Source organism: Nocardiopsis exhalans, from assembly GCF_024134545.1.
In the GTDB taxonomy this organism is placed as follows: Bacteria; Actinomycetota; Actinomycetes; order Streptosporangiales; family Streptosporangiaceae; genus Nocardiopsis; species Nocardiopsis exhalans.
The window spans coordinates 5,346,103-5,368,087 of record NZ_CP099837.1; the positions used below are offsets into that span (position 1 = coordinate 5,346,103).

The following is a 21,985-nucleotide window of genomic DNA, read 5'->3' on the forward strand; positions in this document are numbered from 1 at the left end:
TCCCGGACCCGCTTCCCCCTAGACTCGCTGGGGTGTCGCGAACCCTGATCATCACCAACGACTTCCCTCCGCGCGCGGGCGGCATCGAGTCCTTCGTGCACGAGCTGGCCCGGCGCCGCCCCCAGGGGTCGGTCCTGGTCTACTGCTCCTCCCCCGCCGCCGCTGACCACCGCGCCGCCCCGGACTTCGACCTGCTCCAGCCGTTCCCGATCGTGCGCGACGCGGCCCAGGTGCTGCTGCCCACGCCACGGGTGGCCCGCCGGGCCCGGGTCATCGCCGAGCTGGAGGACTGCGACTCGGTGCTCTACGGGGCGGCCGCGCCCTTGGGACTGGTCGCCGCCGGACTGCGGCCCCTGGTGCGCCGCCAGGTGGCGCTCACCCACGGGCACGAGACCGGCTGGACCGTGGTGCCGGGCGCGAGTGCGGCGCTGCGGCGCATCGGTGACAACGTCGACACCGTGACCTACCTGGGCGAGTACACCCGGCGGCGGCTGGCCCGCTCGCTCTCCCCCGCGGCCGCCGCCCGGATGCGGCGCCTGGCCCCCGGGGTGGACACCGAACGCTTCCGGCCCGGCTGCGGCGGCGAGCGGGTCCGCGAACGTCTGGGCCTGGGCTCGCGGCCCGTGGTCGTGTGCGTGTCCCGCATGGTGCCCCGCAAGGGTCAGGACACCCTCGTCCGGGCCTGGCCCCGGGTGCTGGCCGACGTGCCCGACGCCGTCCTGCTGTTCGTCGGCGACGGCCCCTACGCGGCGAAACTCCGCTCGGCCGCGCAGGGCCTGGACTCGGTACGCTTCACCGGGCCGGTTCCGGCCGCAGAGCTCCCCGCCCACTACGACGCCGGGGACGTCTTCGCCATGCCCTGCCGCACCCGGCGGGGCGGTCTGGACGTGGAGGGGCTGGGCATGGTCTACCTGGAGGCCTCCGCCACCGGGCTGCCGGTGGTCGCCGGGGCCTCGGGCGGCGCCCCCGACGCGGTCCTGGAGGGCGAGACCGGGCACGTGGTCGACGGCTCGGTGCCCGGGCCGACCGCCCGCGCGCTCATCCGGCTGCTGAAGGACCCCGACCGCGCCGCCCTGATGGGCGCACGCGGCCGGGAATGGGTTTCGGATGAGTGGTCCTGGGGCCGCACCCTGGAACGGCTGGACGGCCTTCTCAGCGGCGCCTAGAGGCCCTCACCGTGGACCGAGCCGGGGGTGCCGCTGCCGTCGGTGCCAGTACCGCCGATGATCTGGGGCTCCCCGGTCACGCTGTGGGACAGCCACTCGTCCCAGGAGCGCTGGTAGTAGCCCCAGCCGTTGTCCCACTCCAGTTCGCGATCGGTCCCGGTGGTCTCCAGGATGTCCCCCATGAGCGACTGGTCGTGGAACCAGCGGGCGTCCTCCACGGACATGTTGGTGCAGCCGTTGGAGGTGTTGGCGCTGCCGAGGTTGTCGGAGTTCCAGGGGGCGGCGTGGGTGAACTCGCCGCTGTTGGAGGTGCGGACCGCCCAGTCCACGTCCAGCCGGTAGTAGCCCGGCTCCCCCTCCGGGATACCCACGGTCGCGGAGTCCATCACCAGCGACTCGTACTTCTCCATGGTCAGGTGGGTGCCGGAGGTGGTGGTGTCGAAGCGCTCCTCCGCGGCCCCGTTGCTGACCGGGATGGAGCGGACGGTCTCCCCGTCGACGGTCACGTTCATCTCGTGGTCGGGCACGTGCATCGTGGAGATCAGCTCGCGGCCGACCTCGAACTCGATGCGGTGGTTGGCCACCCCGTAGACGCCGTCGGCGGCCTCGACCCCGGCCAGCCGCAGGTCCACGGTGATCTCCTGGTAGGGGTCCCAGTACTCCTTGGGCCGGAAGACCGCCATCTCGTCGGTGACCCAGTTCCAGGCCCCTTCGGTCTCCTGCTCCGCCGTGACCTCGATGGAGTTCTCCACCTGCGCCTTGTGGGTGACGGGCAGGTCGAAGTTGATGATCACGGGCATGCCGACCCCGACCACGTCGCCGCTGTTGGGGAAGTTGGAGGCGAGTTCGAGGCGCTGCCCGGGTACGGCCTCCAGAGTGGTGAACTCCGAGACGGTCTCGGTCTCCTCACCGTCGGCGTCGGCCGCGGTGACGGTGACCGTGACGGCGGCCCCGGGCATCAGGTTCCAGTCGCTGATCCAGGCGTCCCCGGCCTCGCTGAGCGTGCCGGTGACCGCGAAGGGGTCCTCCTCGTCAGCTGAGCTCTCGGGGCCCTGACCCCCGGCTCCGGTCCCGGTCTCGCCCTCGGCGGTGCCGTCGGCGGCGGCCTGTTCGATCCGCACGTCGGTGATGGTCCCGTCCGCGGACTCGACCCGGACCGGGGTGTTGGGCGCGACCCCGGTGGCGCCGGGCGCGGGGGTGATCTCCACCCGCGGCCCCTGCTCCTGTTCCTGCTCCTGTCCCGATCCCTCCGGGGCGGAGGCGCCGCCGGGCTCGTCCCCGCCGCCGGAGGTGCACCCCGCCGCCAGGAGGACCAGGGCGGCGGCTGTCACGGCCAGTCGGGGTTGGGTGGTTCGTCGCTTCACACCAAGGACCTCCAGCGTCCGTTCTCGACGGGGCCCGGGCGTTCGCGGAGCGGGGGCGCGCCGGCGTGACGCCGTCAGGGCCTGGATGCGGCGTGAACTGCGCAGGGAGCAGCAGTCACGTGGGGGCCACCGAAAAAGAGTACCCCGGTGCCCGGAGTCGTCCTGGGGACGGCCTCCGGCCACCGGGGCGGCGATACTCACATCCTACCCTGCGCACTCGTTCACTCTCGAAGAGTGGTCGACGCGCGGGGCGCGCACGTCAGTGCTGGAACTCCTTGCGGTAGTACTCGAAGACCCAGCCCAGCGAGGTGAGCATGATCGCGAGGAAACCGATGAACACCATCCACCAGCCGATCGCCACGCCGACCGCCGTGAAGGCGACGGCCATCGCGACGAACAGCGGCCACCAGCTGTGCGGGCTGAAGAAGCCGTACTCACCGGCGTTCTCGGCGATCTCGCCGTCGAGCCGCTCCTCGGCCGGAAGGCCGTGGTGGTGCTCACTGTGGCGGGCCGACTGCCAGAGCCAGTAACCGATCATCCAGCCGAAGCCGACCGAGATGACCAGGGCGGTGGTGCCCGTCCACTCGATCGCACCGGTGTCCTGGTACGACCAGTAGATGTACAGTGCGGCAGCCAGACCGAAGAAGGTCGAGATGCCCATGAACAGGTAGGCCTGCATCTTCATGTGCGCTACCCCCTACTTCTTCTCGGCACCGGCCGCGACGGCACCGGGTGCCGCGGCGTGCGGGTGGTTGAGGTCGAAGGCCGGACGCTCGGACCGGATCCGGGGCAGCGACGTGAAGTTGTGTCGCGGCGGCGGGCAGGAGGTCGCCCACTCCAGCGAGCAGCCGTAGCCCCACGGGTCGTCCACGTTGACCATCGGCGCGTTCTTCGCGGTGATGTACATGTTCCAGAAGAAGATGAGCGTCGAGGCCGCGAGCACGAACGACGAGATCGAGGAGATCTGGTTGAGCTCCGTGAAGCCGTCCCCGGGCAGGTAGTCCGCGTAACGACGCGGGAAGCCCATGGCACCCAGCCAGTGCTGGACCAGGAAAGTGCCGTGGAAGCCCAGGAACAGCAGCCAGAAGTGGAACTTGCCCAGCTTCTCGTTGAGCATCTTGCCGGTGAACTTGGGCCACCAGAAGTAGAAGCCCGCGAACATCGCGAACACCACGGTGCCGAACACCACGTAGTGGAAGTGCGCCACCACGAAGTAGGAGTCGGTGACGTGGAAGTCGATGGGCGGCGAAGCCAGCAGCACACCGGTCAGACCACCGAAGAGGAAGGTGACCAGGAAACCGATCGTGAACAGCATCGGCGTCTCGAAGGTGAGCTGACCGCGCCACATCGTCCCGATCCAGTTGAAGAACTTCACCCCGGTGGGGACCGCGATGAGGAACGTCATGAACGAGAAGAACGGCAGCAGCACCGCGCCGGTCGGGAACATGTGGTGGGCCCACACGGTCACGGACAGACCGGCGATGGCGATGGTGGCCGCCACCAGGCTCTTGTAACCGAAGATCGGCTTGCGGCTGAACACCGGCAGGATCTCCGTCGCGATGCCGAAGAACGGCAGCGCGATGATGTACACCTCGGGGTGACCGAAGAACCAGAACAGGTGCTGCCAGAGGATGGCACCGCCGTGCTCGGCGTTGAAGACCTGGGTGCCGATCATGCGGTCCGCGCCCAGCGCGATCAGGGCCGCGGTCAGTACCGGGAACGCGATGAGCACCAGCACACTGGTGAGCAGGGTGTTCCAGGTGAAGATCGGCATGCGGAACATCGTCATACCGGGCGCGCGCATGCACAGGCCGGTGGTGATGAAGTTGACCGCGCCAAGGATCGTGCCCAGACCGGACACGATCAGACCCAGGATCCACAGGTCACCGCCCAGGCCCGGCGAGCGGACCGCGTCGGACAGCGGCGTGTAGGCGAACCAGCCGAAGCTGGCCGCGCCGCCCGGGGTCAGGAACCCGCTGATGGCGATGAGGCTGCCGAACAGGAACAGGTAGTAGCCGAACAGGTTGATCCTGGGGAAGGCCACATCGGGGGCGCCGATCTGCAGCGGCATGAGGATGTTCGAGAACCCGACGAACAGCGGGGTCGCGAACATCAGCAGCATGATCGTGCCGTGCATCGTGAACAGCTGGTTGAACTGCTCGTTGGACATGAACTGCATGCCCGGCGAGAACAGCTCCAGCCGCATCAGGAGCGCCAGCACGCCGCCGAAGAGGAAGAAGGCGAAGGAGGTGATCAGGTACATGTACCCGATGACCTTGTGGTCGGTCGACGTCATCCAACTGACGATGATCGACCCTTTGCTTGACGGTGCCTGACCGTCAGTGCGGGGTTCGGTTGCCGTGGTGGTCATTAGTCGTCATTCTCCTCGGCGTCAGCCGCTCCGACGCCCGCACCCTCGGCATCATCCCCGGCGGGGCCAGTGCCCTCGGCCATGTCCGGGTCGTCGTCCGTCTCAGCGGCCTCGGCGGCCTCGGCGGCCTGGGCCTCCTCCTGCTCGGAGGCCCAGGCGTCGTACTCGTCCTGCGGCAGGACCTCGACGTTGAAGAGCATGCGGGTGTGGTCCACACCGCACAGCTCGGCGCAACGGCCGACGTACTCGCCCGCGGTGCCCTCCTTGACGTTCGCCTGGAAGGCGTTGTCACGGCCCGGGACGACGTCCATCTTGAAGCCGAACGCCGGGATCCAGAACGAGTGGATCACGTCGGGCGAGTAGAGGTCGAAGTGAACGATGGCGCCCTCGGGAAGAACGAGGGTCGTCTGGGTCTCGGGGTCAGCGGTGCCGTCCGGGTTGGGGATACCGACCTCGGAGAAGAGCACCTCCCCGCCGTTCTCCTTGGTGTCGTCCATGTAGTTGAACTGCCAGGCCCATTGGAAGGCCACGACCTCTACATGGACGTCCGCGGGCTCTTCCGTGTCGAGCAGGTAAGCCTGGTCTCGCGCGGTGAAGAAGAAGAGCACCGAGATGACGACGATCGGCAGAACGGTGTACAGCGCTTCGATGGGCATGTTGTACCGCACCTGCGGCGGCAACTGCTCAGAGCGCTTGCGGTGGAAGAGGATTGTCCAGATGAACAGTCCCCACACGAGAATGCCGACCGCGAAAGCCGCCACCCACGAGCCCTGCCAGAGCGAGAGAACACGCTCGGCCTGCTCGGTGATCGGCTCCGGCATGCCCAAACGAGTGAGATCGTTCGACGCGCAGCCGGTCGCGGCCAGCCCCAGCACGGCGAGCGCGGCGCCGCGTGGTGCCCATCGGCGCAGAGTTGAGCGCCGATTTTCTTGGCGGGTCGGACTCACGGATTGCCTTCCCAGCGGTGAAGCCCGTGGATCCTCCACGGGCGGCCTAAGTATCCAAAGCTTGTCAGGGGGAAACATTATCGCGAACCGCCCAGCGTGCCGTTCATGGGCTTGCCTGGTCAGCGTGTTGCCAGACGCGCCCTCTGACGGAACGCGCGGTGGTCTCACAGAGCCGGGCCAGGTCGCCCGCGAGGGATGTCCTCCCGGCTGGCTACGAGGCGCGGCCCGGCGCTCCCCCGGGCCCTCGTTCACGCCCGTCCACATCCCCACCCGAGGTGGTGGTGTGCACGGTCGCGGCACGAGACTAAGGCGAGCGTATCGCTGGGTTTACGACACCCTTAACCGGGTGCGCCTTTTGGCGCGCACCGGGTCAAGATTGGGACACAGGACGACAACCAACGGGGGTGGACGTGTCCGAGCGACCGACTTCGCAACAGCCTCTGGTCACCGTGGAGGCGGTGGGCCGCAAGTGCCCGATTCCGATCATCATGCTGGCCGCCCGACTGCACGAAGTGCCCATCGGAGCGGTCATCGCGGTCACCGCGGACGATCCCGCGGCGAGCGCGGACATACCGTCCTGGTGCCGGATGAAGATGCACGAGTTCGTCGCCGAGCGACCCGTGACGCGAGGTAGCGAGTTTCACATTCGGAGGATGTACTGACCCCCGGCCAGCCCTTCGGGGCGCGATCCGGGTTTTCGGTTCCGTTGCGATAACGATTCGCACTATCCGGTTTTCTGGGAGTGGCGCGAAGCACGCGTTTCCCCGCCCGCCGCCTCGGGGAGGCGCCGGGCAAAGCGAAGGCCGCGCGGACACGGGGTCCGCGCGGCCTGGCCCGCGAGCACGGTACCACCAGGGATGGAGCCGCTGCGCGGGAGGTGCTTAGCGAGCGTAGAACTCGACGACGAGCTGCTCGTCGAAGGGCACCGGGATCTGCTCGCGCTTGGGGCGGTCGATGACCGCCACGCGCAGGTCCTTGTGGCTGACGGCGAGGTAGCCGGCGATCTTGTCGTCGGCGTGAACGCCCTCAGCGGCCTCGACGAACGGGACCATCGAGCGGGACTTCTCCCGAACGCTGATGATCTGGCCCGGCTTGACCTGGTACGACGGGATGTCGACCTTCTTGCCGTCCACGGTGATGTGGCCGTGGTTGATGAACTGACGCGCGGCGTAGATCGAGGCGGCCAGACCGGCGCGCAGCACGACCGTGGCCAGACGCAGCTCGAGCTCGCCGAGCATCTCCTCGCCGGTACGGCCGGGACGCTTCTTGGCGTTCTCGTAGATCCTGACCAGCTGCTTCTCGGTCAGGTCGTAGTACCAGCGCACCTTCTGCTTCTCCGCCATACGAACGGCGTAGTCGCTGCTGTTGCGGCGGACGCGACGACCGTGCTCGCCGGGCGGGTACGGACGCTTCTCGAAGTAGCTGACCGCCTTACGGGTCAGCGGGGTGCCGGCGCGCCGGGACAACCGCACCTTCGGTCCGGTGTAGCGCATGCAAAGTCCTTTCAGGGTGAATCAGGGAATCCCAGGTAAGGCTTGCCTAAATCTGGGAGGCGCTCAGGGCGCCCGAGCCCCGGTGTCCCGCGGTGCGGGTCGGAAGCGGGTTCCCCACCGTCGCGCGTGACCCGGCGCGAACGGCTTGGGCGAATGACCCGGCACGCGTTTCAACGCACCGAGCGGGCACGGGGAAGCCCCGTGCGGGTCACGACCATCCACTTTACGGGCTCAAAGACACCGCCCCGACCAGAAGCCGCGTTTTTCCGGTCGGGGCGGGTGCGGGTCACACGCCGACGGGGGTCGGCGAGAGAACCCCGGTCCCACGAGGACCCGGGTCACACGAAGGGCTTGACCTCGGCGGCGACCTCGGCTCCGTAGGAACGCTCCAGGCGCTCCAGCAGGGAGGCGCCGGTGAGCGTGTACTCCTGCGGACCGTCGGCCTCCAGGCAGTGGACTGCGGTGGCGTTGCCGACCTGGGCGGCGCGCTCCAGGGACAGGCCCCAGGAGTGGGCGGACAGGAAACCGGCGCGGAAGGCGTCGCCCATACCGGTGGGGTCGACAAGCTCGTCGACGGCGGCGGAGGGTACGTGGGTGCTCGGCTCGCCCTGACGGTCGATCCGCGCGCCCTTGGCGCCCAGGGTGGTGATCCGGGTGTCGACCTTGGCCAGGATCTCGGAGTCGGACCACCCGGTCTTCTGCTCGGCCAGGGCCTTCTCGTACTCGTTGCTGAACAGGAAGGCGGCGCCCTCGATGAGCGTGCGCACCTCCGGGCCGTCCATGCGGGCCAGCTGCTGGGAGGGGTCGGCGGCGAAGGGGATGGAGCGCGTACGGCACTCCTCGCTGTGCCGGACCATGGCGGCCGGGTCGTCGGCGCCGATCAGGACGAGGTCGAGACCGCCCAGGCGGTCGGCGATCGGCTGGAGCTCGATGTTGCGGGCCTCGGCCATCGCACCGGTGTAGAAGGAGGCGATCTGGTTCTGGTCACGGTCCGTGGTGCAGACGAACCGGGCCGTGTGGCGCAGCTCGGAGATGTGCACGGCCGAGGTGTCGACGCCGTGGCGGTCCAGCCAGGCGCGGTACTCCTCGAAGTCGGCACCGGCCGCACCGACCAGGACCGGGTTGAGACCGAAACCTCCCATGCCGAAGCAGATGTTGGCCGCGACGCCGCCGCGGCGCACGTCCAGCTCGTCGATGAGGAAGGAGAGGGACAACTGCTGGATCTGCTCGGGGATGATCTGCTCGGCGAACCGACCCTCGAAGGTCATCAGGTGGTCGGTGGCGATGGATCCGGCAACCGCGATACGCACGGGACGTGGGCTCCTTGTTGGGGAAGTGGTTCGCTCGCAGACGAGCTGAGCGAGCTGGTGCGGGCATGCCGAGGACGTGCCCGTTCGGACCTGCCAAGGGTACCCAGAGCGCCGGGCCGCTACACGGGTGGGCGCACGCCCGGTCCCGCACCTGCGGAAAAGCAGGGGGGAGGGTGGACGCCTCGGGTGCGTCCGCCCTCCCCCGGTGGCTCCGAGAGCCGTCAGGTGCCCCTAGTTGAAGGAGTCACCGCAGGCGCAGGAACCGGTGGCGTTGGGGTTGTCGATGGTGAACCCCTGCTTCTCGATCGTGTCCACGAAGTCGATGCTCGCACCGATGAGGTAGGCGGCGCTGCGGCGGTCGGTAACGACCTCGACACCGTCGAAGTCGGCGACGACGTCGCCGTCGAGGTCGCGCTCGTCGAAGTAGAGCTGGTAACGCAGCCCCGAGCAACCACCGGGCTGGACACCGACGCGCAGGCGCAGGTCGTCGCGGCCCTCCTGGTCAAGGAGCGCCCGAACCTTGTCGGCCGCACCCTCGGTGAGGATGACTCCCTGCGCGGTGGCTTCGCTCTGAACCGTCATGTTGTAAAGCTCCTCTTGAAAGGGGTTGCGGCCGTCTGGCGACCCCGGTCGCGTACCGGATCTGCCCCGCCGGGGCGGGTCCAGTCCTCTTCAACGGGTCCCAACGCCGGAATCCCGTGTGGCATTCCGCCGCGTGGCCGCTGTGTTCGCCCTGCCGCCTCTGCCGCACGGTGCACGTGTGACCTCGGCGACGCACGGGTGTGCTCGTACCTCCAAGGGTAATTTGTCCGGGGCCCGGATGCCATCTCCACAGGTCCCGGAGATCGAAGGACGGAGGCGTTCCGGACCCGGTGCCCGGGTGCACCGGCCGGTTTCACAGGCCCGGGGCGCCGTAGACCGGGAACCAGCGGGAACGGTCCTTCTCCATCGGGAGGTCGTCCCCGATCGCCGCCTCCACCTGGAGTTCCAGCGCGTTGTCCCGCTGCTTGCCGCTCTTGGGCGCGAAGGGGTAGAAGGTCCCGCGCTTGTACAGGTAGACCAGGCCGACCGAACGGCCCCCCGTGTCGGTGAAACCCACCAGGGAGCACAGCAGGGAGGGGCCGTAGCCGTTGGCCTCCAAGGTGGAGTTGACCGCGTGCAGGTCGGTGACGAGTCCGGTGATGTCGGTGTCCACGAGGTCGCCGCCGGACTCCCCCGCGGTCGCCTGGGAGCCGCGCACGACCAGCCAGGTGTAGCCGTAGTCGTCGGTGCTCTGCTCGACCGGCGGTCCGTCCCCGGCGTTGAGCAGCGCGGTGACGTCGCGCTCGATGTCGGCGAAGGCGGCGCCCTCGGCGGCGCGGAAGGCCACCGACCCCGAACCGGTGGGGGTCAGGCCGACCCCGGCCCGCAGGGTGAGCGCGGCCGAGGGCAGGCCGAAGAGCGCGTCGAGGTCGGGCTTGACCGGTGCGGACCGGCCGAGCAGGGCGCGCCAGAAACTCATGCTGGTGGGTTCCCCTCGTGGGTGGTCTCGTGGGCGGCGTCGTCAGTGGCGTGCCCGGCCCAGAGTGGTCGGGCACGGTGTGGTCAGGCCCCGCGGCCGAGCTGGCGGGAGATGTCGGAGAGCTGGGCCAGGCGCTGCTCCACCGGCGGGTGGGTGGCGATCAACTGGTTCATGCTGAAGCCCTTCTTGGCGAAGGCCGGGGCGAAGAAGAAGGCGTTGAACGGCTCGACCTGGCGCAGGTCGCGGGTGGGGATGCGGGCCATGTCCCCGGTGATCTTGGACAGGGCGCTGCCCAGCATGGAGGGGCGGCCGGTCAGGTAGGCGGCGGCGCGGTCCGCGGCGAGCTCGCGGTAGCGGGACAGGGCCCGGGTGAGCAGGAAGCTCAGCACCCAGGCCACGGCGCTGACCACGACGACCAGGAGGGCGATGACCGCCGGGGCCGGACCGCTGTTGTTGCCGCGGTTTCCGCCCGCCCCGGCGAACATGGCGAAGCGCAGTCCGGCCTGGGTGAGGAAGCCCGCGACGATACCGAGGAACCCGGCGATGGTCATCACCATGACGTCGCGGTGGGCGATGTGCGAGAGCTCGTGGGCGACGACCGCCTCCAGCTCGGGCCCGTCCAGGCGGCGCATCAGCCCGGTGGTCACGCAGATGACCGCGGACTTCTCGCTGTGCCCGGTGGCGAAGGCGTTGGGGACGTCGGTGTCGGCGATCCCCACCCGCGGTTTGGCCATGTCGGCCATCGCGCACAGGCGGTCGACCATGGCGTGCAGGTCCGGGGCCTGCTGGGGGCTGACCTCCTTGGCGCCCATGGCGAACATGGCGATCTTGTCGGAGGAGAAGTACGAGAAGGCGGCGAAGCCCGCGACCAGGATCAGCACCAGCCAGATGTTGAGCCCGGCCAGGACCAGACCCACCACGAAGGCGACGTAGACCAGGAAGAGAAGGACCATGGTCATGACCATCCGGGCCGTCAGCCCCCGGTCTGGACGGAACTTCGAACCTGCCACGCCGTTTCCTTCCCCCTGCGGATGTTCGGAGTGTAGTTCGGGCAGGTGAGAAACGGGTTAAAGCGGGCCGCCGCGTGTTCCCTGATTCGGGTGAAACGGGCCACAGGATCCGCGGTGGAAAACGCGCACGCAGGCACCGAGCGTGGCCGGACGTGTTCCCCGACAGCTGCCCGCTGGTGGGAACACGTCTGCCTCGGGGGCTCACCCGGACGGCGGTGGGACCGGTTGGGAGGGGCCCCTAGCCCGGGATGAGTCCGTCGTCCTGCAGCATCTCGCGCACCTCGTCCATGCTGGCGTCAGCGTGGGGGAGGATGAACTGCGAGGGCTCCAGGGAGTCGGGCGGCAGCGGCTTGCTGTCCTGCCGCACCTTCTCCAGGAGGTCGTGCAGGGCCGTGCGGAAGGTGGCCTCGTCACCGGACTCGATCGCCGCCTCCAGAGCGGCGTCGAACTCGTTGAGCAGCTCCAGGTCGGCTTCGGTGAGGTCCACCTGACCCTCACCCATGATGCGAACGATCACGAGCCCTCCCGGTTCCCGGCACCGTTGCCGCCCTCGATCTGCGGCGTGGCGCTGCCGCCGTTGCCGCCGCCCAGCTCAAGCTTCATGCGCTCGAGCTCGGCGTCGACCCCGGTCGTGCTCGCCAGCTGGTCGAGCTCGTGCTGGATGTCGTCGCGCGGGCCGCTGCCCGTGACGTCGTCCAGCGCGCCGGAGGCCAGGAGCTCGTCCACCGCGCCGGCGCGGGCCTGCATCTCGGCGGTCTTGTCCTCCGCCCGCTGCACGGCCATGCCGACGTCGCCCATCTCCTCGGAGATGCCGGAGAAGGCCTCGCTGATCTGCGTCTGGGCCTGGGCGGCGGTGTAGGTCGCCTTGATGGTCTCCTTGCGCGTGCGGAAGGCGTCGACCTTCGCCTGCAGGCGCTGGGCGGCCATCGTGAGCTTCTGCTCTTCGCCCTGGAGGTTGGCGTGCTGCTCGCGCAGGCCCTCGATCTGGCTGGTGAGACCGGAGCGACGGGTGAGGGCCTCGCGAGCGAGGTCCTCACGGCCCTGGGTCAGGGCCGCCCGGCTCTGGTTCTCCAGCTTGCCGGACTGCTGCTCGAGCTGCTGGATCTGGAGCTCGACCCGCTTACGGGAGGTCGCGACGTCAGCGACACCGCGACGAACCTTCTGCAGGAGTTCGAGCTGTTTCTGGTACGAGTAGTCGAGGGTTTCCCTGGGGTCCTCGACAGAGTCCAGGGCCTTGTTGGCCTTGGACTTGAAGATCATCGAAAGTCGCTGAAACACGCTCATCGGCGTGGCCGTCCCCTTCTCGGTGCGTACATCGGCTGTTCCCAGCGGGCGCTTTGCCCAACCCTACGCGGTCTGGCCCGCGGTCGCCATAAAGCTATGACCGGCTACCCTGAGGGTGTGTTCCGACGTCGCTCCGCTTCCGCAGCCCCGGATTCGAACTCTGCCGAATCCGCCAGCCCTGAGGCCACTGAGGCCACCCAACCTAAGGGATATACCCCGAAGAAGGGTGTGCCCACCCCTAAGCGCAGGGAATCCGAAACCGCCCCGCGCCGACCGGTGAAGGCCCCTGAGACCCGTAAGGAGGCCTACCGCGCCTACCGGGATCGTCTCGAACGTCAACGCGGCACGACCGCCCGGCGTTCCGGTGCTCCCAAGGGCGACGAGAAGTACTTCCGTCAGCAGGACCTCGGGAAGGCCCGCGCCTTCGCCCGCGACTTCATCGACTCGCGTCGCAGCGCCAGTGAGTTCTTCCTGCCGTTCTCGATCCTGATCATCGCGCTGCTGTTCATCAACAACCCGCTCTTCCAGGTCGGTGTGGCCTACGTCCTGTGGCCCCTGATGATGGTCACGATCGTCGCCGAGGGCGTGATGGTCGGCCGCACGGTCAAGCGCCGGGCCACGGAGTACTTCCCCGACGACCCCGCGATCAAGGGCATCGGCATGTACGCCGCGATGCGCCAGCTGCAGTTCCGGCGCCTGCGTCTGCCCAAGCCCCGCGTCAAGGTCGGCGAGGACCCCACCCCGAACAGCGCCCGCTGAACGGCGAGCCGTCCCACCACATCCCCATCCCGTCCGACGTGAGCAGGGCCGGTGCGCGCACCGGCCCTTCACCTCGTGTTCCGGCCCGTCGTCTGGGAGCGTTCCCATCCACCGGTGGCCGCGGCTCGGCAACGGTGGCGCCGACCACTAGAGTTCCCCCATGGAATTTCGGCATCTAGGCAACAGCGGTCTCATCATCAGTGAGATCGCCTACGGGAACTGGATCACCCACGGATCCCAGGTCGAGGAGGACACCGCCGCCTCCTGCGTCCGCGCCGCACTCGACGCGGGCGTCACCACCTTCGACACCGCGGACGTCTACGCCCAGGGCAAGGCCGAGGAGGTCATGGGCCGCGCACTGAAGGGCGAGCGCCGCGACGGCCTGGAGATCTTCTCCAAGGTCTACTGGCCCATGGGCCCGGGCAGGAACGACAAGGGCCTGTCCCGTAAGCACATCATCCGAGGCTGCGAGGACTCCCTTCGCCGCATCGGAACCGACTACCTGGACCTGTACCAGGCGCACCGGTTCGACTACACCACCCCGTTGGAAGAGACCATGCGGGCCTTCGAGGACCTGGTCCGCCAGGGCAAGGCCCTCTACATCGGCGTCTCCGAGTGGCGCGCCGAGGAGATCGAGCGGGCGCTCAAGATCGCCGACGAGATGGGCTTCGACCGGATCGTCTCCAGCCAGCCGCAGTACAACATGATCTGGCGGGTCATCGAGTCCGAGGTCGTCCCGCTCTCCGAGCGCGAGGGCATCGGCCAGATCGTCTGGTCCCCCATCGCGGGCGGCATCCTCACCGGTAAGTACAAGCCGGGCCAGGAGCTCCCCCCGGGTTCGCGCGCCAGCGACCCCAAGAGCGAGAAGTTCCTCGCCGACAAGGTCTCCGACCAGACCCTGCTGGAGCGGGTGCAGCAGTTGGAGCCGCTGGCCGCCGAGGCCGGGCTGACCCTGTCGCAGCTGTCCGTGGCGTGGGTGCTGCAGAACCCGAACGTGTCCGCCGCCATCATCGGCGCCTCCCGGCCCGAGCAGGTCGAGAGCAACGTCCAGGCGGCCGGGGTCAAGCTCGACGCTGGCCTGATGGCCCGGATCGACGAGGTCCTGGGCGACAGTATCGAGCGCGATCCGGCACTCACCAGGAGCCCGGAGAACATCCGCGGCTAGCAACGTCCGCCACCGGCCAGCGTTAACCGGCACCAGCCAGCGCTGACCGACACCACGACGTACGAGGGCCCCGGTGTCCGGGAGCAGTTCAGACACCGGGGCCCTCGTAGGTCCAGCGGGGGCTACTCGGCCGCGAGAGGCATCGTGTAGACCTCCCGGTCCTCCTCCAGCAGGGCGACGCTGCCCACGCCGCCCTCCGCGAGTTCGGCCCAGTTCTCGCCCAGCCAGCTCTCGGCGTCGCCGCGCGACGTGAACGACTCGGTCGGCAGCTCCTCCGCCTTCGACTGGGCCCCGTCCGCCTCGTGATACCGCCACGTCCACGTCATGTTCGACCGCCCTTCGTCGCCGGTTCCACGGTGGGTACACCGCGATCCTGTGCCGAGCTTAACCAAGGCTTGGCCCACGATGCTGTTTACTTTTTCGGGTGCGTATCCGATTTCTGGGGACAGCGGGTCACACGGGCTGGCCAGCCCCACAGTGCACCTGCTCGTCCTGCAACAAGGCCCGCGCGGATCGCCGACTGCCGCTGAGGGTGACCGTCGACGACCGTTTCCGCCTGCGCGAGTCCGGAGCCGTGGGCCCGGTCCCGCCGGGGTACGCGGTGACGCCCACTCCGGACGGCGTCCTGGTCGAGAGCGCCGACGGCGGGCGTCTGCTCTACGCCCGTTCCGGCCCGGGGCCGCTGCCCGGGGGGCCGCCCGCAGAAGCCCCGCCCACGGGGTCGTCGGTGTACTCCTCCGCGCCCGAGCAACAGGTGGACATGGTCATCGTGGACGCCGCCCAGCGCCCGGAGATCATCGGGGAGCTGCGCCGTTCCGGAGTGATCGGGGTGACCACCGCCGTGGTGGCTGTCGGCGGCGACCACCGGATCCGCTCCCCCGAGGAGTTCGCGCGGCGCGCCCGCCTGTGGGGCGCCCTGGTACCGGGGGACGGCAGCGTCGTGTCGTGCCCGCCCGCCGTGTGGCCGGAGTCGCGTCCGCACGGACCGCACCGGACCCTGGTCACCGGCGGGGCTCGTTCGGGCAAGTCCACCGAGGCCGAGCTGCGCCTGCTGGCCGAGCCCCGGGTGGTCTACGCGGCCACCGGACCGGTGGCCGCCCCCGACACGGACCCGGAGTGGGCGGAGCGCGTCGCCCACCACCGTCGGCGCCGCCCCTGGTGGTGGCGGACCGAGGAGACCACCGATCTCGCGCTGGTGCTGAGGAAGGCGCGGGGCGCGGTCCTGGTCGACTGCCTGGGGACCTGGCTGACCTCGGTCATGGACGAGGCCGGCCTGTGGGAGGAGGAGCCGGCCGGGGACGCCGAGGAGCGGGTGGAGGCGGCCGTGCACGAGCTGCTGGAGGCCTGGCGTTCGACCCAGGCCTACGTCGTGGCGGTCACCAACGAGGTGGGGTCGGGTGTGGTTCCGCCGACCCGCTCGGGTCGGATCTTCCGTGACCAGCTCGGGCTGCTGAACCAGTGGGTGGGCGCCGAGTCCGAGGAAGTGGTGCTGGCCGTGGCCGGGCGGGTGGTGGAGCTTCCGTGAACGGTGCCGACGCCGTGGCCGGTGCCCGGATGGCCGTGGGCACCTTCACGGTCTGGCCGGTGCGGGTGGACCGGGTGGACCGCGCCGTAGCCGGTTGGGCGATGTGCTGGGCACCGGCCCTGGGCGCGCTGCTGGGCGCGGTCACCGGGGCGACCGCGGTGGCCGGTGCCTGGTGGGGCTGGTCGGCCCCGCTGGCCGCGCTGCTCGCGGTGGGCCTGGGCGCGCTGCTCACCCGGGGGCTGCACCTGGACGGGTTGGCCGACCTGGCGGACGGCCTGGGCAGCGGTCGGCCCGCCGAGGGAGCGCTGGAGGTCATGCGGCGCTCCGACATCGGCCCGTTCGGGGTGATCACCCTGCTGGTGGCGGTCGGCGCCCAGGTACTGGCCCTGGCCCAGCTCCTCGAAGCCTCCCCCTGGGCCGCCCTGGCCGGTGCGGTGGCGGCGGGCGCGACGGGGCGGCTGGCGGTGACCCTGGCGTGTTCGCCGCGGGTGCCCTCGGCCCGGCCCGACGGGCTGGGGTCGTTCGTGGCGGGCACGGTGCGGCCGCTACCCGCCGCGGTGTGCTCGGCGGGGGTGCTGGCGCTGTGCGGGCTCGGGCTGGTCCACTCCCCCGCCTTCGCCGCGGCCTGCGCGGCCGGGGCGGTGCTGGGGCTGCTGGCGGCCGGGCTGCTGCTGCGCCGTGCGGTGCGGCGGTTGGGCGGTCTGACCGGGGACGTCCTGGGTGCTCTGGTGGAGACGGCGGCGACCACGGTCCTGCTGGTGGCGGCGGCCGCGACCGGGGCGCTGTGAAGGTCTCCGGGGATCCCCACCAGGCGATTCTTACTGGCCGGTAGCCTTCCGGGGCGGCCCAATGTCGCCATCATCACATTTTTTCACACGGGGTTTCACGCTATCGACACCCGGACAGGCGCGTGTCCGCGCCGCCAACCGCGTGCGACACTCCCCGCGAGGGACCAGAGCCCCCTCATGGCGCGGACGGCGACGGACCCACCGGGGGAACACCCCCACACCCCCGGATGGCGCGGAGCGCCGTGTCAGAGCCCTGGGGCCGCGGGGCGCCGCGTCGCCGCCGGGGGCACGAGAGGACTAGCATCAAGGACGTGAGCACGACGTTGTCAGTAAACACGGAGTCCCCCAGTTCGCTCGACGCCGACGCGGTTGTCGTCGGTTACCACTCCGGAGGCGACGCCCCGGAACCCGCATCGGGCGCTCATTCCGTCGACGCCGCCTTCGCCGGCGGCCTCGGCTCGACCCTGTCGCTCCTGGGAGCGAGCGGCGCACCTGAGGAGGTGCACACCATTGCCTCCCTCGGAGCCGTCAAGGCCCCGGTCGTCGTCGCGGTCGGTCTCGGCCCGGCGCCCGCCGAGGGCCCCGTCGACTCCGACGTCCTGTCCCGCGCGGCCGGTGCCGCGCTGCGTTCGCTGAGCTCGCGCCCCGAGGGCGCGGGCCGCGTCGTTCTGGCCCTGCCCGCCACCACCGCCGACCAGGCCGGTGCCGTGGCCCTGGGAGCCGAACTCGGCGGCTACAGCTTCGACCGCTACCGCACCGGGGAGAAGGCCGAGAAGAAGGCCGCCCTGCCCGCTACCTCGCTGACCGTGGTCAGCGAGGCCGACGGCGCGGACGACGCCGTCGAGCGCGCCGCCGTCCTGGCCCAGGCCGTCTCCTTCACGCGCGACCTCGTCAACACCGCCCCGGCCGACCTGGTCCCCGAGGACCTGGCCGCCGCGGCCCAGGAGATCGCCCAGCAGACCGGGCTGGAGATCGAGGTCCTGGACGAGCGCGCGCTGGCCGAGGGCGGATACGGCGGCCTGACCGGCGTCGGCCAGGGTTCGGCGAACCCGCCGCGCCTGGTCCGCCTGGCCTACAGCCACCCCGAGGCCACCAAGACGGTCGCCTTCGTCGGCAAGGGCATCACGTTCGACTCCGGTGGCCTGTCCCTCAAGCCCTCGGGCGGGATGGAGTCGATGAAGTCCGACATGAGCGGCGCCGCCTCCGTGCTCGCCGCCATGCGCGCCATCTCCTCCCTGGGTCTCAAGGTCAACGCGATCGGCTACCTGACCGTGGCCGAGAACATGCCCAGCGGCACCGCCCAGCGCCCCTCCGACGTCCTGAGCATCTACGGCGGCAAGACCGTCGAGGTCCTCAACACCGACGCCGAGGGCCGTCTGGTCATGGCTGACGGCCTGGTCCGCGCCCACGAGGACCAGCCGGACCTGATCGTGGACATCGCCACGCTGACCGGCGCCCAGCTGGTCGCGCTCGGCACCCGCGTGTTCGCGGTCATGTCCAACGACGACTCCGTGCGCGACGAGATCGTCGCCGCCGCCACCGCCGAGGGCGAGGCCTCCTGGCCGATGCCGCTCCCGGCCGAGCTGCGCGCCGGTCTCAACTCCTCGGTCGCCGACATCGCCAATGTGGCGGCCGAACGCTGGGGCGGCATGCTCTCCGCGGGCATCTTCCTCCAGGAGTTCATCGAGGAGGGCACCAAGTGGGCCCACCTCGACATCGCCGGGCCCTCCTTCAACCAGGGCGGCCCCCACGGTTACACCTCCAAGGGCGGCACGGGTGCGGGTACCCGCACCCTCGTCCGCATCGCCGAGGACTACGCCCGTAAGCAGTAGTCCTGCAAGGTCGGGGCGGCACTCCTGAGCCGGTGTGCCGCCCCTTCCCCGGCAGCCGCGGTCCCCGTTGACACGCCGCCCCCCGGCGGTAGCGGACCGCGGTCTTCCACCACCCATCACCAGCCACCACAACTAGGAGTTCGTTCCCGTGAGTGAGAGCGGCGGCACCTTCGACCTCGTCGTCCTTGGCGGCGGCAGCGGCGGCTACGCGGCGGCACTGCGCGCCGCCGAGCTGGACATGAGCGTCGTCCTGATCGAGAAAGACAAGCTCGGCGGCACCTGCCTGCACCGCGGCTGTATCCCCACCAAGGCCCTCCTGCACTCGGCCGAGGTCGCCGACTCCGCCAAGGAGAGCGAGAACTTCGGTGTCAAGGCCACCTTCGAGGGCATCGACATCGAGGCCGTGCACAAGTACAAGGACAAGGTGATCAGCGGCCTGCACAAGGGCCTGAGCGGGCTGATCAAGTCCCGCAAGATCACCGTCGTCGAGGGTGAGGGCAAGCTCACCGGCAAGGACGAGGTCACCGTCGACGGCAAGGTCTTCAAGGGGAAGAACATCCTCCTGGCGACCGGCTCCAAGCCCAAGACCCTGGGTCTGGAGATCGACGGCGAGAAGGTCATGACCAGCGACCAGGCCATGGAGCTGGGACGCGTCCCCGAGTCCGTCATCGTCCTGGGCGGCGGCGTGATCGGCGTGGAGTTCGCCAGCGTGTGGCGTTCCTACGGCTCCGACGTCACCATCGTCGAGGCCCTCAAGCACCTGGTCCCCGTCGAGGAGGAGTCCAGCTCCAAGCTGCTGGAGCGCGCCTTCCGCAAGCGGAAGATCAAGTCCGAGCTGGGCACCCCGTTCGAGTCGGTCAAGACCACCGACTCCGGCGTGGTCGTCACCCTCCAGGGTGGCAAGACCCTCGAGGCCGAGGTCCTGCTGGTCGCCATCGGCCGCGGCCCGGTCTCCGAGGGCCTGGGCTACGAGGAACAGGGCATCACCCTGGACCGCGGTTTCGTCCAGGTCGACGAGAACCTGCACACCGGCGTGGGCAACGTCTACGCGGTCGGCGACCTCATCCCGACCCTCCAGCTCGCGCACGTCGGCTTCGCCGAGGGCATCTTCGTCGCCGAGCACATCGCCGGGCAGAACCCGCCCGCGATCGACTACGACGGTGTTCCCCGTGTCACGTACTGTGAGCCTGAGGTCGCCTCCGTCGGTCTCACCACCAAGGTGGCCAAGGAACGCGGTCACGACGTCGTCGAGATGAACTACAACCTGGCGGGCAACGGCAAGAGCCAGATCCTGCAGACCCAGGGCGCGATCAAGGTCATCGCCGAGAAGGACGGCCCGGTGCTGGGCGTCCACATGGTCGGCAGCCGCGTCGGCGAGCTCATCGCCGAGGGGCAGCTGATCTACAACTGGGAGGCCCTGCCCTCCGAGGTGGCGCAGCTGATCCACCCGCACCCGAGCCAGTCGGAGGCGCTGGGAGAAGCGCACCTCGCGCTGGCGGGCAAGCCGCTGCACGTTCACGACTGACCGCTTCACCCCCGGGGGCGGGCCCCACGGGCCCGCCCCCGTACACATCCGCGCTGCCCACCAAGGCCTGGGCAGGTACCGCGTCCAGATCCAACGAGGAACTCATGCCGACTTCCGTTTCCATGCCCGCCCTGGGTGAGAGCGTCACCGAGGGGACCGTCACCCAGTGGCTGAAGAACGTGGGCGACACCGTCGAGGTAGACGAGCCGCTCCTTGAGGTCTCCACCGACAAGGTGGACACCGAGATCCCGTCCCCGGTGGCCGGTGTACTCACCAAGATCCTCGTCGACGAGGACGAGACCGTGGAGATCGGCGCGGAGATCGCGGTCATCGGCGGCGAGGGTGACAGCGCCGACGCCGAAGCCGCGCCCGCCGCCGAGGAGCCCGCTCAGGAGGCCGAGCCCGAGGCCGCTCCCGAGGCCGACCCGGCAGCCGAGGAGCCCGCTCAGGAGGCCAAGCCCGAGCCCGCTCCCGAGGCCCCGGCCTCCGGTGGTTCCGACTCCGACGGTCCCGGTACCTCCGTGACCATCCCCGCCCTGGGTGAGAGCGTCACCGAGGGCACCATCACCCAGTGGCTGAAGAGCGTCGGCGACACCGTCGAGGAGGACGAGCCTCTCCTCGAGGTCTCCACCGACAAGGTGGACACCGAGATCCCGTCCCCGGTGGCCGGTGTACTCACCAAGATCCTCGTCGACGAGGACGAGACGGTCGAGATCGGTACCGAGATCGCGATTATCGGCGGCGGCTCAGGTTCCGCCGCCGCCCCGGCCCAGCCCGAGGCCGAGGCCGAGGCCAAGAGCGAGCCCGAGCCCAAGAGCGAGCCCGAGCCCGCCCCGGCCGCCCAGTCCGCACCTGCTCCCGCCGCACGTGAGCAGGACGCTGGCGCCCCGTCGGTGGACATCGAGACGCTCAGCGGCACCGGCCAGGCCTCCGGCACCGACGCCGTGACCGAGGCGTATGTGACCCCGCTGGTCCGCAAGCTCGCAGGCGAGCACCGCGTCGACCTGAGCCGCGTCTCCGGCACCGGCGTGGGCGGTCGCATCCGCAAGCAGGACGTGCTCAAGGCCGCCGAGGCCCAGCGTTCGGCCGCCGCGGCCCCGCGTAAGGTCACCTCGGACACCTCGGTGCGCGGTCGCACCGAGAAGCTGAGCCGTCTGCGCAAGTCCATCGCGGACCGCATGGTCGAGTCTCTGCGCGTGTCCGCCACGACCACCCAGGTCATCGAGGTCGACGTCAGCAAGATCGCGCGCCTGCGCGACCAGGTCGGCGCCGACTTCGCCAAGCGCGAGGGCGTGGAGCTGGGCTTCTTCCCGTTCTTCGCGCAGGCCGCCGTGGAGGCCCTCAAGGTCCACCCGAAGGTCAACGCGGTGATCAACGCCGCCGACCAGACGGTGACCTACCACGACGTCGAGAACCTGGCCGTTTCGGTGGACACCGAGCGCGGCCTGCTCGCCCCGGTGGTCAAGGACGCCGGTTCGCTGAACCTCGGCGGCCTGGCCCGCGGCCTCACCGACCTGACCGAGCGCGCCCACACCGGCAAGCTCGGCCCGGACGAGCTGGGCGGCGGCACGTTCTCGATCTCCGAGACCGGCCACACCGGCGCTCTGTTCGGCACGCCGATCATCAACCAGCCGCAGGTCGCGATCCTGGAGACCGGCGCGGTCGTCAAGCGCCCGGTCGTCGTCGAGGACGAAGCCATGGGCGGCGAGGTCATCGCGGTCCGGTCGATGGTCTACCTGTCGATGGCGCACGACCACCGTCTGATCGACAGCGCCGACGCAGGCCGCTTCCTGCAGACCGTGAAGGAGCGCCTGGAAGAGGGCGCCTTCGAGGGTGACCTGGGCCTGTCCTGACCCGAGTCCCCTCCAGGGGAGTTCTCCTCGGCCCGGGCCGGGCACCGTGCGACGGTGCCCGGCCCGGGCCGCTTCTCGTTCGGGTACGCGTG

General features: G+C 69.8%; 21 protein-coding genes. 9 read left to right on the forward strand and 12 right to left on the reverse strand.

From position 1 onward, the window contains the following. Positions 1–32: 32 nt before the first annotated feature. A complete protein-coding gene (locus NE857_RS23625; protein WP_184365378.1) occupies positions 33–1,166 on the forward strand; it encodes a glycosyltransferase family 4 protein in 1,134 nt (377 codons plus the stop codon). Here NE857_RS23625 and NE857_RS23630 read toward each other — a convergent pair. From NE857_RS23630 to ctaC, 4 genes are all read right to left on the reverse strand, one after another. Continuing rightward, a complete protein-coding gene (locus NE857_RS23630; RefSeq protein ID WP_184365379.1) occupies positions 1,163–2,530 on the reverse strand; it encodes a L,D-transpeptidase in 1,368 nt (455 codons plus the stop codon). The genes NE857_RS23625 and NE857_RS23630 overlap by 4 nt on opposite strands. A 259-nt stretch (positions 2,531–2,789) precedes the next feature. Beyond that, positions 2,790–3,215 (reverse strand): cytochrome c oxidase subunit 4, encoded by a 426-nt coding sequence (locus NE857_RS23635; protein WP_184365380.1) that lies wholly within the window; start codon positions 3,213–3,215, stop codon positions 2,790–2,792. Between the two features lie 12 nt (positions 3,216–3,227). Beyond that, positions 3,228–4,901: an aa3-type cytochrome oxidase subunit I gene (gene ctaD, locus NE857_RS23640; protein ID WP_254417705.1), complete on the reverse strand. Its 1,674-nt coding sequence runs from the start codon at positions 4,899–4,901 to the stop codon at positions 3,228–3,230. Beyond that, the gene (gene ctaC / locus NE857_RS23645) at positions 4,901–5,887 is read right to left on the reverse strand and encodes an aa3-type cytochrome oxidase subunit II (RefSeq protein WP_435873514.1); all 987 of its coding nucleotides are present in this window, start codon (positions 5,885–5,887) and stop codon (positions 4,901–4,903) included. Before ctaC ends, ctaD begins: the two co-directional genes overlap by 1 nt. A 365-nt stretch (positions 5,888–6,252) precedes the next feature. Here ctaC and NE857_RS23650 point away from each other — a divergent pair, with 365 nt between their 5' ends. After that, entirely contained in the window at positions 6,253–6,510 is a 258-nt protein-coding gene (locus tag NE857_RS23650) for a sulfurtransferase TusA family protein (protein WP_184365383.1), read from the forward strand. A gap of 219 nt (positions 6,511–6,729) precedes the next feature. Here NE857_RS23650 and rpsD read toward each other — a convergent pair whose 3' ends face one another. The 7 genes from rpsD to NE857_RS23685 form a co-directional block, all read right to left on the reverse strand. Continuing rightward, the gene (gene rpsD / locus NE857_RS23655; RefSeq protein ID WP_017581680.1) at positions 6,730–7,341 is read right to left on the reverse strand and encodes a 30S ribosomal protein S4; all 612 of its coding nucleotides are present in this window, start codon (positions 7,339–7,341) and stop codon (positions 6,730–6,732) included. 338 nt (positions 7,342–7,679) lie between these two features. Further along, positions 7,680–8,651, reverse strand: a complete 972-nt coding sequence (locus NE857_RS23660) for a carbohydrate kinase family protein (RefSeq protein ID WP_184365384.1) — start codon at positions 8,649–8,651, stop codon at positions 7,680–7,682. Positions 8,652–8,882: 231 nt separating this feature from the next. Continuing rightward, positions 8,883–9,233 (reverse strand): HesB/IscA family protein, encoded by a 351-nt coding sequence (locus tag NE857_RS23665; protein ID WP_017581678.1) that lies wholly within the window; start codon positions 9,231–9,233, stop codon positions 8,883–8,885. 313 nt (positions 9,234–9,546) lie between these two features. After that, on the reverse strand, positions 9,547–10,152 hold the full coding sequence (gene pspAB / locus NE857_RS23670) for a PspA-associated protein PspAB (RefSeq protein WP_254417706.1): 606 nt from the start codon (positions 10,150–10,152) through the stop codon (positions 9,547–9,549). 83 nt (positions 10,153–10,235) lie between these two features. Continuing rightward, positions 10,236–11,162, reverse strand: coding sequence for a zinc metalloprotease HtpX (htpX, locus tag NE857_RS23675; RefSeq protein ID WP_254417707.1), 927 nt, complete (start codon positions 11,160–11,162; stop codon positions 10,236–10,238). 238 nt (positions 11,163–11,400) lie between these two features. Further along, entirely contained in the window at positions 11,401–11,679 is a 279-nt protein-coding gene (pspAA, locus tag NE857_RS23680; RefSeq protein ID WP_017581675.1) for a PspA-associated protein PspAA, read from the reverse strand. Then, complete coding sequence (locus NE857_RS23685) at positions 11,676–12,446, reverse strand: PspA/IM30 family protein (RefSeq protein WP_017581674.1); 771 nt, start codon at positions 12,444–12,446, stop codon at positions 11,676–11,678. Before NE857_RS23685 ends, pspAA begins: the two co-directional genes overlap by 4 nt. A gap of 96 nt (positions 12,447–12,542) precedes the next feature. Between NE857_RS23685 and NE857_RS23690 the strand changes: the two genes are divergently transcribed. Then, complete coding sequence (locus tag NE857_RS23690; RefSeq protein WP_254417708.1) at positions 12,543–13,205, forward strand: DUF3043 domain-containing protein; 663 nt, start codon at positions 12,543–12,545, stop codon at positions 13,203–13,205. Positions 13,206–13,365: 160 nt separating this feature from the next. After that, complete coding sequence (locus NE857_RS23695; RefSeq protein WP_184365390.1) at positions 13,366–14,370, forward strand: aldo/keto reductase family protein; 1,005 nt, start codon at positions 13,366–13,368, stop codon at positions 14,368–14,370. Positions 14,371–14,492: 122 nt separating this feature from the next. On the opposite strand, the gene NE857_RS23700 is transcribed toward NE857_RS23695, so the two are convergent. Continuing rightward, a complete protein-coding gene (locus NE857_RS23700) occupies positions 14,493–14,696 on the reverse strand; it encodes a hypothetical protein (RefSeq protein ID WP_184365391.1) in 204 nt (67 codons plus the stop codon). Positions 14,697–14,902: 206 nt separating this feature from the next. On the opposite strand from NE857_RS23700, the gene NE857_RS23705 reads away from it, so the two are divergent. The 5 genes from NE857_RS23705 to sucB all read left to right on the forward strand — a co-directional run bounded on the left by NE857_RS23705 (position 14,903) and on the right by sucB (position 21,893). Then, on the forward strand, positions 14,903–15,895 hold the full coding sequence (locus NE857_RS23705; protein WP_184365392.1) for a bifunctional adenosylcobinamide kinase/adenosylcobinamide-phosphate guanylyltransferase: 993 nt from the start codon (positions 14,903–14,905) through the stop codon (positions 15,893–15,895). Beyond that, positions 15,892–16,683 (forward strand): adenosylcobinamide-GDP ribazoletransferase, encoded by a 792-nt coding sequence (locus tag NE857_RS23710; protein ID WP_254417709.1) that lies wholly within the window; start codon positions 15,892–15,894, stop codon positions 16,681–16,683. The genes NE857_RS23705 and NE857_RS23710 overlap by 4 nt, the downstream gene beginning before the upstream one ends. Before the next feature lie 311 nt (positions 16,684–16,994). Then, positions 16,995–18,515, forward strand: coding sequence for a leucyl aminopeptidase (locus NE857_RS23715; protein WP_254417710.1), 1,521 nt, complete (start codon positions 16,995–16,997; stop codon positions 18,513–18,515). A 148-nt stretch (positions 18,516–18,663) separates the two neighbouring features. Beyond that, a complete protein-coding gene (lpdA, locus tag NE857_RS23720) occupies positions 18,664–20,040 on the forward strand; it encodes a dihydrolipoyl dehydrogenase (RefSeq protein WP_017581666.1) in 1,377 nt (458 codons plus the stop codon). Positions 20,041–20,144: 104 nt separating this feature from the next. Beyond that, entirely contained in the window at positions 20,145–21,893 is a 1,749-nt protein-coding gene (gene sucB, locus NE857_RS23725) for a 2-oxoglutarate dehydrogenase, E2 component, dihydrolipoamide succinyltransferase (protein WP_301184248.1), read from the forward strand. Positions 21,894–21,985: the final 92 nt, after the last annotated feature.

What these genes read in the sequence shown, in the direction of transcription:
- NE857_RS23635 (WP_184365380.1), bottom strand. Translation starts at nt 3,215, where the DNA reads ATGAAGATGCAGGCCTACCTGTTCATGGGCATCTCGACCTTCTTCGGT.
- ctaD (WP_254417705.1), bottom strand. Translation starts at nt 4,901, where the DNA reads ATGACCACCACGGCAACCGAACCCCGCACTGACGGTCAGGCACCGTCA.
- rpsD (WP_017581680.1), bottom strand. Translation starts at nt 7,341, where the DNA reads ATGCGCTACACCGGACCGAAGGTGCGGTTGTCCCGGCGCGCCGGCACC.
- NE857_RS23665 (WP_017581678.1), bottom strand. Translation starts at nt 9,233, where the DNA reads ATGACGGTTCAGAGCGAAGCCACCGCGCAGGGAGTCATCCTCACCGAG.
- pspAB (WP_254417706.1), bottom strand. Translation starts at nt 10,152, where the DNA reads ATGAGTTTCTGGCGCGCCCTGCTCGGCCGGTCCGCACCGGTCAAGCCC.
- NE857_RS23685 (WP_017581674.1), bottom strand. Translation starts at nt 12,446, where the DNA reads ATGAGCGTGTTTCAGCGACTTTCGATGATCTTCAAGTCCAAGGCCAAC.
- NE857_RS23690 (WP_254417708.1), top strand. Translation starts at nt 12,543, where the DNA reads ATGACCGGCTACCCTGAGGGTGTGTTCCGACGTCGCTCCGCTTCCGCA.
- NE857_RS23695 (WP_184365390.1), top strand. Translation starts at nt 13,366, where the DNA reads ATGGAATTTCGGCATCTAGGCAACAGCGGTCTCATCATCAGTGAGATC.
- NE857_RS23700 (WP_184365391.1), bottom strand. Translation starts at nt 14,696, where the DNA reads ATGACGTGGACGTGGCGGTATCACGAGGCGGACGGGGCCCAGTCGAAG.
- sucB (WP_301184248.1), top strand. Translation starts at nt 20,145, where the DNA reads ATGCCGACTTCCGTTTCCATGCCCGCCCTGGGTGAGAGCGTCACCGAG.